This is a genomic window from Jeotgalibacillus haloalkalitolerans (genome assembly GCF_034427455.1).
GTDB classification, from domain to species: Bacteria; Bacillota; Bacilli; order Bacillales; family Jeotgalibacillaceae; genus Jeotgalibacillus; species Jeotgalibacillus haloalkalitolerans.
Window position 1 is genome coordinate 79,177 of record NZ_JAXQNN010000002.1, and the last position, 14,167, is coordinate 93,343.

Below are 14,167 nucleotides of genomic sequence, written 5' to 3' on the forward strand. Positions count from 1 at the left end.
AATGGAAGTATCTATTTAATGGGGAGATGGCTGCATTGGTAAATAAAAATATACTCCTTTGTGTTTCAGGGGGAATTGCTGTATATAAAGCTGTTGCACTGACCAGTAAATTAAGTCAGGCAGGCTTCAATGTAAAAGTAATTATGACAGAAAGCGCGATGGAATTCGTTACGCCGCTGACCTTCCAGGCAATGTCACGAAATGACGTATACTACGATACATTCGATGAGAAAGATTCAGCTAAGATTGCGCACATTGATCTTGCGGATTGGGCAGATCTCGTTCTGATTGCACCTGCAACAGCGAATGTTCTCGGCAAATTGGCCAACGGAATTGCTGATGATATGATCACCACCACATTACTGGCAACAACTGCACCTGTGTGGGCAGCTCCTGCTATGAATGTACATATGTACAGCCATCCAGCTGTGTTAAAAAATATTGATACGCTGCATGAACGGGGCGTCCGTTTCATAGAGCCATCCGAAGGTTTCCTGGCCTGCGGTTACGTAGGAAAAGGCAGACTGGAGGAGCCGGAAAAAATTACAGAAATTATCTCACAATTTTTTAGTAAAAAAAACGCTCAGCCGCTGAGGGGGAAGAAGCTGATCATTACTGCCGGTCCGACACGTGAAAAGATCGACCCCGTCCGTTTCTTTACCAATCATTCGTCCGGTAAAATGGGCTATGCGATTGCAAAAGCAGCTGCTGAAGCCGGAGCGGAAGTGACCCTGGTGTCGGGTCCGGTTTCTATTACACCGCCACAAGGCGTTCACACCATCAAAGTTGAAACAGCTGAAGAAATGTATGAACAGGTACTGACCAATTTTGAACATGCGGATGTCGTGATAAAAAGCGCAGCAGTTGCAGATTACAGACCTGCACAAACCAGTGATCAGAAAATGAAAAAGAAAGACGGCACGCTGACAATTGATTTTGAACGGACAAAAGATATTCTGAAAACGTTAGGTCAGAAGAAAAAGCACCAGATCTTAATCGGGTTTGCAGCGGAAACAGAAATGCTTGAGACCTATGCAGCCCGCAAGCTGGAAACTAAAAATGCTGATTTAATCGTAGGGAATAATATTCTGATTGAAGGTGCGGGATTTGGAACGGATACAAATGCTGTAACGTTTTTCAGAAAAGACGGAACAGTAACCGAGCTTCCACTGCAATCAAAAGAACAGGTTGCACATGAACTCATCAGTGAAATTGACCGTCTGCTGAGGGAAAGATCCTTATGATCGCTTCAGTTATCGTTGATGTTCCTGCAAAACAGATTGACAGAACGTTTGACTATCAGGTACCTGAAAACCTGCAATCAGTCGTTCAAAGAGGGATCAGAGTCGTTGTACCCTTTGGACCGCGAAAGATTCAGGGCTTTATTTTAGGGATTAAAGAAGAATCATCCGTTAAAAAACTGAAGTTGATTGAAGAGGTCGTGGATATTGAACCGGTATTAAATGAAGAGTTAATGTCATTATCTGAGTGGCTTACTGAACAGACGCTTTGCTATAGAATATCCGCCTTACAGGTAATGCTGCCGGCAGCGATGAAAGCTAAATATAATAAGTTCTTTCATTTGCTCGAAGATGTAGACATCCCTTCTCATATTAGAGAACTATTTCAAAAAGAATCACCTTTAACCTGGAAAACAGCTGATGAACAACATGCGCTGAAGGATCTGCAGGAGCTGATTAAGCAGCGGAAAGTAGAAGTGAAATATGTGGTCAGACAATCAGGCAATGTTAAGAAAAAAAGATTTGTTGAAATAAACGGTCAGCTTACGGTGGATGATATCCCTGCAAACGCAAAAAAACAAAAGCTGATCATGGAGCATCTTAACCGGCACGATGGGAAAATGTCCGTTGCAGAACTGAAAGAGGCTGCAGGTACTACCAGTGCTGTCATTAAAACTATGATTGATAACGGATATTTAAAAGAGTTTTTCAGTGAGCAATACAGAGATCCGTTTGCTGAGCGGACTTTTGAAAAAACTGAGCACTTTACACTTACGCCAGATCAGAAGAATGCGATTACACCAATTCTTGAAAAAGTCAATCAGTATGAACAGCAGACTTTTCTTCTGCACGGAGTAACAGGCAGCGGAAAAACTGAGATTTATCTGCAGACGATTGATCAGGTGCTGAAGCAAAACCGTCAGGCAATTATGCTTGTGCCTGAAATTTCCCTCACACCACAAATGGTTCAGCGCTTTAAAGGGCGTTTCGGTAATCAGGTTGCTGTGATGCACAGCGGGCTTTCAGTCGGGGAGAAGTATGATGAGTGGAGAAAGATTCACCGCGGTGAAGTGAATGTGGTTGTCGGCGCACGTTCAGCTATTTTTGCACCGTTTAAAAAACTCGGCGTAATTATTATTGATGAAGAACACGAGACAAGCTATAAACAGGAGGATTCACCAAGATATCATGCCAGAGATGTTGCGATTGAAAGAAGTAACAGACATGGCTGCCCTGTTATTCTCGGGAGTGCAACACCTTCACTTGAAAGCTTCGCGAGAGCCAAAAAAGGTAATTATCAACTGCTGGAGCTTGAATACAGAATGAATCAGCAGGATTTACCTGAAGTCAGAGTCATTGATATGCGGGAAGAACTGCGTGAAGGGAACAGATCTATGTTTTCCCGGGACCTCCTGACAGAAATAGAGAAACGGATTGAAAAGAAGGAACAGGTTGTTCTCTTTTTAAACAGAAGGGGATATTCCTCCTTTATTATGTGCAGAGACTGCGGAACGGTTATGCAGTGTCCTCACTGTGAAGTCTCTTTGACTTATCACAGATCCAAAGAGAGTATGAAGTGTCATTATTGCGGACATGAAGAATACGTACCAAATACCTGTCCCGAATGTGAAAGTGAGCATATCCGGTACTTTGGAACAGGTACGCAAAAAGTAGAAGAAGAACTGTTCAAGCTGATGCCGCACGTCAAAACAATCCGTATGGATGTGGACACCACCTCTAAAAAAGGCTCACATGAAAAATTGTTAGATGTATTCGGCCGGGGAGAAGCTGATATTCTGCTTGGGACGCAGATGATCGCAAAAGGGCTGGATTTCCCGAATATTACACTAGTCGGTGTGCTGAGCGCTGACACCATGCTTCATCTGCCTGACTTCAGGGCATCAGAAAAAACCTTTCAGCTGTTAACGCAGGTGAGTGGAAGAGCAGGCAGACATGAAAAGCCTGGTGAAGTAATCATTCAGACGTACACACCGGAACACTTTTCGATCGAACTTGCTAAATCACAAAATTATGAATGGTTTTATCAAAAAGAAATGATGATGAGAAAAGCGGCTCAATACCCGCCGTTTTACTATCTTTCTCTCATCACGCTCAGCCATGAAAACGTAAATAAAGCAGCAGGCGTGTGTAATGAGATTGCTGATATTTTGAAGAGCCGACTGTCTGATCAGTCAATTATCCTTGGTCCGGTCGCATCCCCGATCGCAAGAATTCAGGATAAATACAGGTATCAATGTATCATCAAATACAAGCGGGAACCGGAACTTAAAAACCTGCTGAAGAAAATACTCGATCAATACAGTGATACAGGAAAAGATGCTGTAACGATTCACATTGACGTTCAGCCTTATATTATGATGTAAACAATGGAGGAAAATATGAAGAAATTTGAAATTGTCACACACCCTGATACAAGATTAGAACAAGAATGCAGTAAAGTGACTGTATTTGACCGGAAGCTGCATGAAAAGTTAGATCAGCTGTTTGATCTGATGATGGAGCACGATGGAATTGGTATTGCAGCTCCTCAGGCAGGAATTACTGAAAGAATTGCCATTGTCTATCTGGATGATGAAACAGGTGTGATTGAAATGATTAACCCTGAAATAAAATATATTTCCGGTGAAGAAAAAGATGTTGAAGGGTGCCTGAGTTTCCCTGGCATTTTCGGAGAAGTTAATAGAACTGATCAGATTGTACTTACAGCTCAGGACCGTAACGGAAAAACGTTTGTTATGGAAGCAGACGGCTACCTGTCAAGAGCGATTCAGCACGAGGCTGATCATTTAGACGGCATTTTGTTCACTTCTAAAGTAACGCGCTATGTCACAGAAGAAGAATTAAAAGCGTTAGAGGAGGGAGCAGAATGACTTCAGTCATCTTTATGGGTACACCAGATTTCTCAGTACCGGTTTTACAAAGAGTGATCGCTGACGGGTACGAAGTAAAGGCAGTTGTCACGCAGCCTGACAGACCTGTTGGCAGAAAGAAGATATTAACACCGCCTCCGGTCAAAAAAGAAGCGCTTAAATCTGACCTGAAAGTCATCCAGCCTGAAAAACTTTCAGGATCTGCAGAGCTTGATGAAATTATTGCGCTGGATGCTGATTTGATTATTACAGCTGCATTTGGACAGCTGCTGCCCAAGAAATTACTTGAAGCACCGAAGCTTGGCTGTATCAATGTTCATGCTTCACTTCTCCCTGAGCTGAGAGGAGGCGCACCAATTCATCACGCGATTATAAGAGGATACGATAGAACGGGTATTACCATTATGTATATGGCTGAAAAGCTGGATGCGGGTGATATCATCAGTCAGCGTGAAGTGAGCATTACCGATGAGGATCATGTTGGAACGCTGCACGATAAGTTAAGTGAAACAGGTGCAGACCTCTTATCTGAGACACTGCCTTTACTGATCGAAGGCAAAGCAGAACGCACAGAACAAAACCATGAACAGGCCACATATGCATGGAATATTAAAAGAGAAGAAGAAAAAATCGACTGGAACCGTCCGGGCAGAGACGTGTTCAACCAGATCAGAGGTCTTTACCCGTGGCCAACTGCCTATACAATATTCAGAGATAAGCCGCTAAAGATTCAGCAGGCAAGACTTTCAAAAGGAAGCGGAGCGCCAGGTGAAATTATTCATGTTTCAGATGAAGGCATTTTATTTGCTGCAGCGGATGATGAAGCTGTATTAGTCACCGAACTTCAGCCGTCAGGGAAAAAGAAAATGCCCGCTGCTGATTTTCTGAGAGGCTCAAATATCGGGATTGGAGAGAAGGCTCAGTATGAGTAAGTTTTCATTAAGAGAAGCTGCCCTTCATATTCTGGATCAGATTGATAAAAACCAGTCGTATAGTAATCTTCTGCTGAATCATGCGATCAAAAAATTTGAGATCAGTAAGAAAGATACCGGTCTTCTGACTGAAATTACCTATGGTACAATCCAGCGGAAAATGACGCTTGATTATTACCTGGAACCCTTTCTGAAAAAGAAAGTCGAAGGGTGGGTTCGTAACCTGCTCAGGTTAAGTCTATATCAGATGCTTTATTTAGACCGGGTGCCCGAACGAGCAGCGATTCACGAAGCAGTTGAAATTGCCAAGAAAAAAGGACATAAAGGCATCTCAGGCATGGTTAACGGGGTGTTACGTTCTATTCAGCGTGAAGGTGTGAGGTCTGTTGAGGAGATACAGGATCCGGTTATCAGAATCTCGATTGAGACAAGTCACCCTGAGTGGCTGGTAAAAAGGTGGACAGCACATTTCGGACTTGAGAAGACGAAAGAAATGTGTGAAAAAAACCTGATTGCACCTGTACAAACTGCCAGGGTTAATACGAGCCGTATCAGCCGTCAGGAGGCATTAGCGCTTCTGGAACAAGAGGGTGTAGAAGCTTCTGAAAGCCCGATTGTACCATCAGGGATACGTGTCAAAAAAGGAAATATTGCACATACTTCAGCATATACTGATGGTTTTATTACTGTTCAGGATGAAAGCTCAATGCTAGTCGCATATGCACTCGCACCTGTTCCCGGTGAATCAGTTCTGGATATGTGTGCCGCTCCGGGAGGAAAAACCACACATATTGCCGAATGTTTAAATAATGAGGGGGAAGTGCTCGCATTTGACCTTCATGAACATAAAATCAAACTCATCAAAGAAAATGCAGACCGTCTGAAGCTGAAGAACGTAAAAGGTGAAGCGCTCGACGGCCGCAAATTGAAAGAACGTTATCCTGATAAAGAGTTTGACAGAATTCTTGTCGATGCGCCCTGCAGTGGGCTGGGTGTCCTGCGCAGGAAACCGGACATAAAGTACGCCAAAAGGGAGCAGGATCTTGAATCTCTTTCAAGTATCCAGCAGGAGCTGCTGCATTCAGCAGTTAACAGTCTGAAAAAAGGCGGAACGCTTGTATACAGTACATGTACCGTTGATAAAGAGGAAAATGAAGGGACAGTTAAAAGATTTTTGGGTGATCACCCTGAGATGTCTCTGACAGCACCTGAACACCTGCCGGAGCGTATTGCAGGCCTTGCAGAAAACAATATGCTGCAGATTTTCCCCCAGGACTTTGATGGGGACGGGTTTTTTATCGCAGTGTTTAAAAAGAGCGATTAAAAGCAGATCATGAACGAGGTGGATGGATGGAAGCCGTTTTTAAAAGCGATCGTGGAAAAATACGAAAGCTGAACGAAGATTCCGGTGGCATTTTTAAAAATCATTTTGCCGTTCTTGCTTTAGTGGCAGACGGCATGGGAGGCCACCGCGCAGGTGACGTGGCAAGTAAGATGACGGTTGACCTGATAGAGAGCAAATGGCATGAGCTGAACAGTGAGCTTAGAGCGGGCGCTGCAGAGGACTGGCTCAGTCAGACAATAGAAGAAGTGAACACTGAACTTTTTCAGTATGCAGAAAAAAATCCTGAATGTAACGGGATGGGTACGACACTTGTCGCTGCCATATGTACCGAGGATTTTATCTCGATTGCAAATATTGGTGACAGCAGAGGGTATGTAATTAATCAGTCGAAAGTGATTCAAATGACAGAAGATGATTCTTTTGTCAATGCGCTTGTACAGTCAGGTGAGATTTCAAAAGAAGATGCCGAACATCATCCTAAGAAAAATCTGCTGTTAAAGGCATTGGGTACTCAGGGAAAAGCAGACCCCTCCATTAAAACAATCGTTCCGGATCATGGAACACTCATATTATTATGCTCCGATGGTCTTTCTAATAAAGTGTCTGAAGGTGAAATCAGTGCGCTTGCTGAAAATGATCTTTCTTTAGATCAGATGGCAGACCGCCTGATCAGTCTGGCAAATGACTACGGGGGAGAAGACAACATCACACTTGCGGCTGTAAGGATTTCTTTGCAGGATGAGGGTGGTGAATCCTTATGATTGGTAAAAGATTAAGCGGGAGATACAAAGTACTGAGATCCATCGGTAGCGGTGGTATGGCGAATGTATATCTTGCCAGAGATATGATTCTTGACAGGGATGTAGCTGTAAAAGTCCTCAGAATGGATTATGTCGGTGATGGCAATATGCTAAAGCGGTTTCAGAGAGAGGCTCAATCAGCCACAAGTCTGACCCATCCAAACATTGTGAGTATGTATGATGTGGGTGATGAAGAGGATTACTATTTCCTCGTAATGGAATATGTGGAAGGAATGACACTGAAGCAATACATTCAGGAGCAGTCACCGCTTGCACTTGAAGACGCTATTGATATTATGCTGCAGCTGACTTCTGCGATTGCACACGCTCATCACAATGGCATTATTCACAGAGATATTAAACCGCAAAATATACTAATTGATCAGGAAGGTAACATCAAAATCACCGATTTCGGTATTGCGATGGCGCTGAGTGCAACAGCGATTACCCAGACTAATTCTGTGATGGGGACGGTTCATTACCTATCTCCTGAGCAGGCAAGAGGTGGAACTGCTTCAAAGAAATCAGATATTTACTCGCTAGGCATTGTCATGTATGAGCTGATTACAGGAACGCTCCCATATGAAGGCGAGACACCAATTTCGATTGCTTTAAAGCATCTGCAAAGTGATCTGCCAAGACCTTCTGAAGTAGTCAAAGATCTTCCGCAAAGTCTGGAAAATGTTATTTTAAAGGCTGCTGCAAAAGATCCTCACTACCGCTATTCGAGTGCAGATGAAATGACAGATGATCTCAAAACTGTGTTGAATCCAGAACGGGCTTCTGAGCCTGTATTTGCACCGGCACCGGACCTTGAAGCAACAAAAGCCATTCCGATTATCAGAGACCGAATGGACGTAATGACATCAGATGAAACAAAAATTCATGAGCCGGAGAAAAAGGACGACAAGCCTGTAAAGAAGAAGAAAAAGAAATGGCCGTGGATTCTTGCACTGATCTTTATTCTTTTGCTTGGCGGAGGCTTAATGGCTGCGATGGGCATGTTCGGACCTGCGCAGATTCAGGTACCGGATGTAACCGGCGAAAATATAGAGGACGCTGAAGAGGTTATTACAGAGGCCGGACTGACGGTCGGTGATATCGTATATGAACCTAATGAACAGGTTGAAGAAGACATTGTTTTGAGGAGCTCACCAAAAGCGACAAGGTCAGTCGATGAAGGTGAACGGATTAACCTTACAGTCAGCAGTGGGAAAGAAACGATTGAAGTGGATGGTTATGTCGGCAGGAACTTTGATAATTCTGAAGAACTGATCCGAGAAGCCGGTTTTACTGATATCGAACCTGAAGAGCGTTATGACGATTCAGCTGCAGGTACAATTCTAGAACAGGATCCCCGTGAAGGTGAAGAGGTAGTGCCTGGTGATACTGTGATGAGACTTGTGATCAGTCAGGGTCCCGAGCAATCTGAAGTTCCGGATCTGACAGGGTATACGGCGGAGGAAATTGCTGCATATGAACAGGAGACAGGTATCAGTGTAACAATTACAAGAGAAGAATATTCCGGTGAGTATGCTGCTGGCACTGTGATTTCACAAAACCCTGAAGCAGGTACCATGGTGGAAGTTGGAGGGAACATTAATGTCGTGACTTCACTCGGTGCACCGCCAGTACCGGTTAATAACGTCGTCATTCCTGTAACAATTGAGTATCTTCAGGAAGAAGAACCGCCGGAGGAAGGTGAAGATCCTCCTGAATTACCTGAGCAGGTCGTTACGATTTATATTGAGGATAAAAATAATACAATGGATGAACCTGTTGAAGAATTCACGATTACTGAGGATACGGAACGTAACATCAGGCTGACAATTGAAGAAGGAAGCAGCGGTTCATACCGTATTGAAAGAAATGGAGAAACCTATCTTGAAGATACGTTTCCCTACGAGCAAGAAGGTTGATATATAAGGGTTTGTAGCGATTTTTTCAAGAGCGAAAACCGAAATATCACAGAAATATCACAGAATCAAAAATTATTGGATGATTTTTAACATGTTGCTGTAAAACTGACCCATCTTTTCTGTTGCATCTGTTTGCATCTTTTCAGTGACATGTGTATAAATTTTAAGTGTTGTTTTTGCGTCCTCATGGCCCACCCGGTTCATGATCGTCGCAAGATCAACACCAGCCTCCGTCATCATGCTGATGAATGTATGTCTCAGCATGTGTGGCGAGGCTTCTTTTTTTATGCCTGAGAGCTTCATGATTCGATTCATACGCTTCCAGGTGAAATACGTTCTAAAAGGCAGACCGTTCTCCCGGGCAAATACAAAGTTTTCCGACTCAACCTTACCGCCAAAACCTGAAAATATATCCATCATCTTAAACTGGTTCCTGCGGTGCTCTCTCAACATCTCAGCAATTTCATCATTGATCGGCACGACGCGGACGGATCCATGCGTTTTTGGGGAGGTTAGCTCATAATCCTCCATACGACCCTTGGCGTTATAAAGTGTTTTCGTCACCCTGATCATCTGAGTATTAAAATCAATGTCTGACCATTTTAGCGCAGACATCTCACCAGATCTCAATCCAGTAAACAGCAGCAGAAAGAAACGCTCTTTATCCAGTTCCAAACCTTTATCATTTACGGTGTCCAGAAATAATTTGATCTCATCATGTGTAAAGTATTTTTCATCCTGATTCGAATGCTCGATCTCCTCAACCGTCAACTGCTTTTTAGGGATAAATGTATCCTCCGATGGCATTTCATTAATGAGCTTAGATTTCTTCGCATACTTAAATACAAGTTTTGCGGTGCTGATGTATGCCATGACAGTATTACGCTCATAGCGATCAGACAGCTCAAATATGACGTTCTGAAAAACCTCTCGATTGATGTCGATCAGCTTTTTATCACCAATCATTTTATTGACCTGTTTCAGCCGATCTTTTCTGTGCAAATGCGTATTCTTCTTGACTCCACTCCTCCGATACTCCTCATACCACATGTCAGCCACATCACTAAATGTCAGCTGCTGGACCTCGGCCGGATCTCTGATCCCCTGAATCATCCGCATGTGCTTTTCTTCAAGCTTCTTAATCGCCATATCGACCTTGCGCTGCACTTCAGCCTTACCTTTTGCCCGGCGCCTGATCTGATTACGCTTACCTGTCAACGGATCCCTCGGACCATCAGCAACAGCTTCATAGTACAAAACTTTCTTGCCTTCCATTACTTTTTTGACCTGCATGTCATTCACCCTTTCTTCAGATAATGATGACTCTCATAACTATTTAAACGCCTCTCAGCCAGCTCAGGCGACACCGGAAAGAGGTTATACATAGTATAGATTCTTTCGGTACGTGTAGGAAGAGAATCTATGTATTTGGCAAACATATGCACCGGCAGGCAAAATTTGAGTGTAAAGAGCCGAGCGCGATCCTCCTGGTATTCTCTGAAGCTCTCAGTGATCCCGAACTGATTGCCGGCGTGCGTCATGATATGGCATAGCTCATGCGCGAATGCTTCCCACTGACTGCGTTCATCCTCTCGGCTGTCCAGCACGATGAAGCCTGAACGCTCTGTCTCAAGTGTGCTGTATGACTTGCATTCAGCAAACTCAACGTAATGCCCGAGTCTTGATGCTATTTTCTCAATATCAATTTGATGCGGATGATAGATGTCAATCCCTTCATAAATTTCTTGTACTTTATCCTCCATCAGTGTCTGGCAATACTCCATGACATCACTCCTCATAATTTGATATAAAACTACTAATATTGGTTAAATTCTACCAATTCATCCATTATTTAAACAGGTGATGATTGATGGAAACTTAGCATATATATTACATATAAAACAAACGTATGTTCGGTTATTAGGTGTAAGAAAAACCCTCATCGAGAGGGCTTAACTCAAAACTATTGTAAGCTGATTTCGCCTGTCTCTGTGCCAAAGAAACCAGTCTGTACCTGAATTGTAGCAGCTGACAGATCCAGTCCTGCCGGTGCATCAAATACGACGAGTCCGGTGTTAGAAAGACCTGGATTCACTTCTTCTAAGAAGAAATTGTTATCAGTGTTCGCATAGATAGAAGCCTCTGAATCAGCTTCGTATGTAGCATCATTAGCAAGCAATTTAAAGAATGATGAATCAGTTGTGATTGCTTCGTTTTTATTGTTCATGACTGTTACGTCAAGGATTAAGTATTCACCTTTAGCAGTAGCGCCAAGGAATTCGTCTCCAACTTCAGTTGCTGTTGAAACGCTGTTGATTGTGAACTCTACGCCTTCAACATCAAGAGGTGTTCCGATCCCAGCTGTTTCTTCAGCATTTTCTTCCTCGGCTGGCTCTTCTTCAGCAGCTTCCTCTTCAGGCGCTTCGGTTTCCTCAGTTGCTTCTTCTTCACTTGCAGCAGATTCTGTATCAGCAGAAGTAGCCTCAGTTTCCGGTTCTTCAGCGACTTCAGTGTCTTCGCCTAAGTTGCCGATCACGCCGATTACAACGATCACAGCTAATGCGATAAACCACCAGCGCTTATAGATTGGCTTCTTTACTTTGTCTTTCTTTGCCATAGTTATTGCCCCCTGTTTAGTAAGATAATTACATACCCACTATACTACATTTCGGGTAAAAAAGATTCATTTTTTGACAAAATAATTACAGACTTTCTTCATTGTAATAGCAAAAATGAATTCAGCTAAAAAGTATTTCGATGAACGAAACGTGCAGACCCCGTGCATACAACGTTAACTGTTGATGAACGTATACATTTTTAAATGTTGTTAAATCAACGTTTATACACTCTTATACATTTGCGTTGACGCACCTTTGAATAATACCTCGTTAACTGTTGATACGAGTTGCGTGATGTATTTATAGATATATAGATGTTTAGATCTTTAGATAAATAATTATTAGTTGTAGTTGTTATATACACGCACGCGTTACTTTTTCTTTTTCTGATCCTCATCAAAACGCTTACGCATTTTTTGATAAGCCTCAAACATAATTTCTAAATCGTCAATTGCATCCTCAATACTTCCGCCATCCTGAAAAAACAGATGTTCCTTTTGCATGAACCAGTCCATGAGATATTTCTGGCGATCGGTGAGAGGTTTATCTGTCACCTGCTTAAAGTCTCGGCCCAGAATGTAATCTGTGCTCACCTCGTAGAAGTCAGCAAACTTTTTTAATGCCTCATAATCAGGTGTTCTATATCCACGTTCATAATTCGATATGTTTTGGTTCGGGATATCTAATCGTCTTGATAATTCTAATTGGCTGATTCCGCGCTTTTCACGCAGGTCCCTTAATCTGTCGCCAATGCTCATAACATCGCCTCCTATATGCGTATTGTATATGGTTATACGCTGCGGTTTAAAAAAATATACGAAAAGTTTATAAAAACGCTTGACTTAAACGTAATGTAGAATTATTATTAGGGTACAGCTTAAACGAAACGCATAACAGGAGGTGCTAAGAAAATGAAAATCAACGAAAACATGAGAGCGATTCGTGAAGCTCGCGGTTTGAAGCAAAAAGCCGTTGCAGAGCGTATTGGCGTTAGTGCTGTAACGTATAGCCATTACGAAACCGGGCTGAGAACGCCTGATCCTTACCGCCTGAAAAAGATTGCTGAGGTATTACAGGAACCGATTCAGAGTTTTTTTGAAGAAAACTTAAACGAATCGGAGAATAAACAAAAAGTCGCTAATTAGGAGGTGCTGGAATGGACATAAACGACTGGATTAAAGAAAAGCTCGAAGGCAGTGGCGGATTGAATGATTACCGTTATTACGAAATGGCTGTATTCGATGGAACGCCAGAACGTGAAGGTGCCACTTGGATACTAAGATGCCTCGGAAATCCGGAGTGTGAAGGTTCTCAAGAAGTGCTTGATTCCATAATTGAAAACCGCAAACAGGATAAGGAGGACTGACATGAACAAGGTGAAGATGACGCAAGAGCAAATGAATGCGGTGAAGCTTAGGAAAGATTTGACCAAACCTTGGAAGCTTCAAGAAATTTTGTTCGCTGCATCACACGGCAGTCATTGTTTAACAGAAATTAACGGAATGACTGAAGAACAGATTACTGCAGCCTACTACTTCCCGGACCACTGCGAAATCGAGCCAGAGTATGAACAACTCAGTAACAGAGAAGCAGCTTTAGCTTGGGCTGATAAGCACGTGATTGAGTTTAAGTCTCAAAAGGGTGCTTGGTATCAATTCACAAATGATCACGCACCAATAATGTTTCAAGATAAATCCAGAACATTCCGCCGGCAAAAGCCATGAGATCACTCACACGCTCAGAAAAAATAGTCGTATCGGTCATCATCGTGTTGCTGGTCATACTTTCGATTTGGTGGGAGGTGCAGTAAATGGCATTGACAAAAGGTGAGCGAGCAGAAGTACTAGCTCAAATCGAAATGTTGAAACAGGAAGTATTGAATTCGCCTGCAGTATTCAGTTGTACCGTATCAAACGGATATAAATCTGATTCAGATGAAAAGCAGGTCAATATCTCAGTATCGTTTATCAAAAAGGAGGACTCCCAATGACAGCACTAACCGCATTAGTATTATCATTCTCAGTCTTTGCAGCATTCATTCTCGGCAGGGTCTATGAAGGTGATAAGTATGAAAAACATTAAACAGCGCATCAGAGATCGACACTGGAACAAAGCAGACACGGAAGAACGGTTGAAGCAGATGCAGGCATGGCTGGCGGTTAACTTTTAGGAGGTGCAGGGATGAATGAATTTAAAGAATTTGTTCTTAATCGAATTGTAGAGCTTCATGTAGGACTGTTTTACAAAAACAAATATAACTATAACGACGTTGCTGATCTCATGTTGAGAATTAGTCACTTAAATGAGATCAAAACATTGCAAAAGCTGGTTCATGAACATCCGGATTGGGATACAGAGGTTTGCAGTACTTTGGTTGCCTTGAAAGTTAGAGAGCAGACAAGCTTACACATCTAGGAGGTG

The 14,167-nt window shown here is 42.8% G+C and carries 16 protein-coding genes; 12 read left to right on the forward strand and 4 right to left on the reverse strand.

The genetic code is table 11. The annotated features are described in order from the left end of the window. Positions 1 to 35: 35 nt before the first annotated feature. From coaBC to pknB, 7 genes are read left to right on the forward strand one after another with little or no spacing between them, the layout of a single operon-like run. Positions 36 to 1,244, forward strand: a complete 1,209-nt coding sequence (coaBC, locus tag UFB30_RS05125) for a bifunctional phosphopantothenoylcysteine decarboxylase/phosphopantothenate--cysteine ligase CoaBC (RefSeq protein ID WP_322420618.1) — start codon at positions 36 to 38, stop codon at positions 1,242 to 1,244. Then, positions 1,241 to 3,625 carry a primosomal protein N' gene (priA, locus tag UFB30_RS05130; RefSeq protein WP_322420619.1) on the forward strand — a complete coding sequence of 795 codons (2,385 nt, stop codon included), beginning with the start codon at positions 1,241 to 1,243 and terminating at the stop codon, positions 3,623 to 3,625. The genes coaBC and priA overlap by 4 nt, the downstream gene beginning before the upstream one ends. A gap of 15 nt (positions 3,626 to 3,640) precedes the next feature. Then, positions 3,641 to 4,132, forward strand: a complete 492-nt coding sequence (def, locus tag UFB30_RS05135) for a peptide deformylase (protein ID WP_322420620.1) — start codon at positions 3,641 to 3,643, stop codon at positions 4,130 to 4,132. Next, positions 4,129 to 5,064: a methionyl-tRNA formyltransferase gene (gene fmt / locus UFB30_RS05140; protein WP_322420621.1), complete on the forward strand. Its 936-nt coding sequence runs from the start codon at positions 4,129 to 4,131 to the stop codon at positions 5,062 to 5,064. The genes def and fmt overlap by 4 nt, the downstream gene beginning before the upstream one ends. Further along, positions 5,057 to 6,388 carry a 16S rRNA (cytosine(967)-C(5))-methyltransferase RsmB gene (gene rsmB, locus UFB30_RS05145; protein ID WP_322420622.1) on the forward strand — a complete coding sequence of 444 codons (1,332 nt, stop codon included), beginning with the start codon at positions 5,057 to 5,059 and terminating at the stop codon, positions 6,386 to 6,388. The genes fmt and rsmB overlap by 8 nt, the downstream gene beginning before the upstream one ends. 26 nt (positions 6,389 to 6,414) lie before the next feature. After that, the gene (locus tag UFB30_RS05150; RefSeq protein WP_322420623.1) at positions 6,415 to 7,170 is read left to right on the forward strand and encodes a Stp1/IreP family PP2C-type Ser/Thr phosphatase; all 756 of its coding nucleotides are present in this window, start codon (positions 6,415 to 6,417) and stop codon (positions 7,168 to 7,170) included. Next, the gene (pknB, locus tag UFB30_RS05155; protein WP_322420624.1) at positions 7,167 to 9,128 is read left to right on the forward strand and encodes a Stk1 family PASTA domain-containing Ser/Thr kinase; all 1,962 of its coding nucleotides are present in this window, start codon (positions 7,167 to 7,169) and stop codon (positions 9,126 to 9,128) included. Before UFB30_RS05150 ends, pknB begins: the two co-directional genes overlap by 4 nt. A gap of 72 nt (positions 9,129 to 9,200) precedes the next feature. Here the strand turns inward: pknB and UFB30_RS05160 are convergent, their stop codons facing one another. The 4 genes from UFB30_RS05160 to UFB30_RS05175 all read right to left on the reverse strand — a co-directional run bounded on the left by UFB30_RS05160 (position 9,201) and on the right by UFB30_RS05175 (position 12,504). Continuing rightward, positions 9,201 to 10,421: a tyrosine-type recombinase/integrase gene (locus UFB30_RS05160; RefSeq protein ID WP_322420625.1), complete on the reverse strand. Its 1,221-nt coding sequence runs from the start codon at positions 10,419 to 10,421 to the stop codon at positions 9,201 to 9,203. A gap of 5 nt (positions 10,422 to 10,426) precedes the next feature. After that, positions 10,427 to 10,912, reverse strand: a complete 486-nt coding sequence (locus tag UFB30_RS05165) for an ImmA/IrrE family metallo-endopeptidase (protein WP_322420626.1) — start codon at positions 10,910 to 10,912, stop codon at positions 10,427 to 10,429. 179 nt (positions 10,913 to 11,091) lie between these two features. Beyond that, positions 11,092 to 11,745 carry a DUF4352 domain-containing protein gene (locus UFB30_RS05170; protein ID WP_322420627.1) on the reverse strand — a complete coding sequence of 218 codons (654 nt, stop codon included), beginning with the start codon at positions 11,743 to 11,745 and terminating at the stop codon, positions 11,092 to 11,094. Between the two features lie 372 nt (positions 11,746 to 12,117). Further along, a complete protein-coding gene (locus tag UFB30_RS05175; RefSeq protein WP_322420628.1) occupies positions 12,118 to 12,504 on the reverse strand; it encodes a helix-turn-helix domain-containing protein in 387 nt (128 codons plus the stop codon). 153 nt (positions 12,505 to 12,657) lie between these two features. Between UFB30_RS05175 and UFB30_RS05180 the strand changes: the two genes are divergently transcribed. The 5 genes from UFB30_RS05180 (at position 12,658) to UFB30_RS05200 (ending at position 14,161) form a co-directional block, all read left to right on the forward strand. Then, the gene (locus UFB30_RS05180) at positions 12,658 to 12,891 is read left to right on the forward strand and encodes a helix-turn-helix domain-containing protein (protein WP_322420629.1); all 234 of its coding nucleotides are present in this window, start codon (positions 12,658 to 12,660) and stop codon (positions 12,889 to 12,891) included. A gap of 11 nt (positions 12,892 to 12,902) precedes the next feature. Continuing rightward, the gene (locus UFB30_RS05185) at positions 12,903 to 13,112 is read left to right on the forward strand and encodes a hypothetical protein (RefSeq protein ID WP_322420630.1); all 210 of its coding nucleotides are present in this window, start codon (positions 12,903 to 12,905) and stop codon (positions 13,110 to 13,112) included. A 1-nt stretch (position 13,113) separates the two neighbouring features. Continuing rightward, on the forward strand, positions 13,114 to 13,470 hold the full coding sequence (locus tag UFB30_RS05190; protein WP_322420631.1) for a hypothetical protein: 357 nt from the start codon (positions 13,114 to 13,116) through the stop codon (positions 13,468 to 13,470). Between the two features lie 86 nt (positions 13,471 to 13,556). After that, entirely contained in the window at positions 13,557 to 13,736 is a 180-nt protein-coding gene (locus UFB30_RS05195) for a hypothetical protein (RefSeq protein ID WP_322420632.1), read from the forward strand. A gap of 191 nt (positions 13,737 to 13,927) precedes the next feature. Next, a complete protein-coding gene (locus tag UFB30_RS05200) occupies positions 13,928 to 14,161 on the forward strand; it encodes a hypothetical protein (RefSeq protein ID WP_322420633.1) in 234 nt (77 codons plus the stop codon). The last annotated feature ends 6 nt before the right edge of the window (positions 14,162 to 14,167 follow it).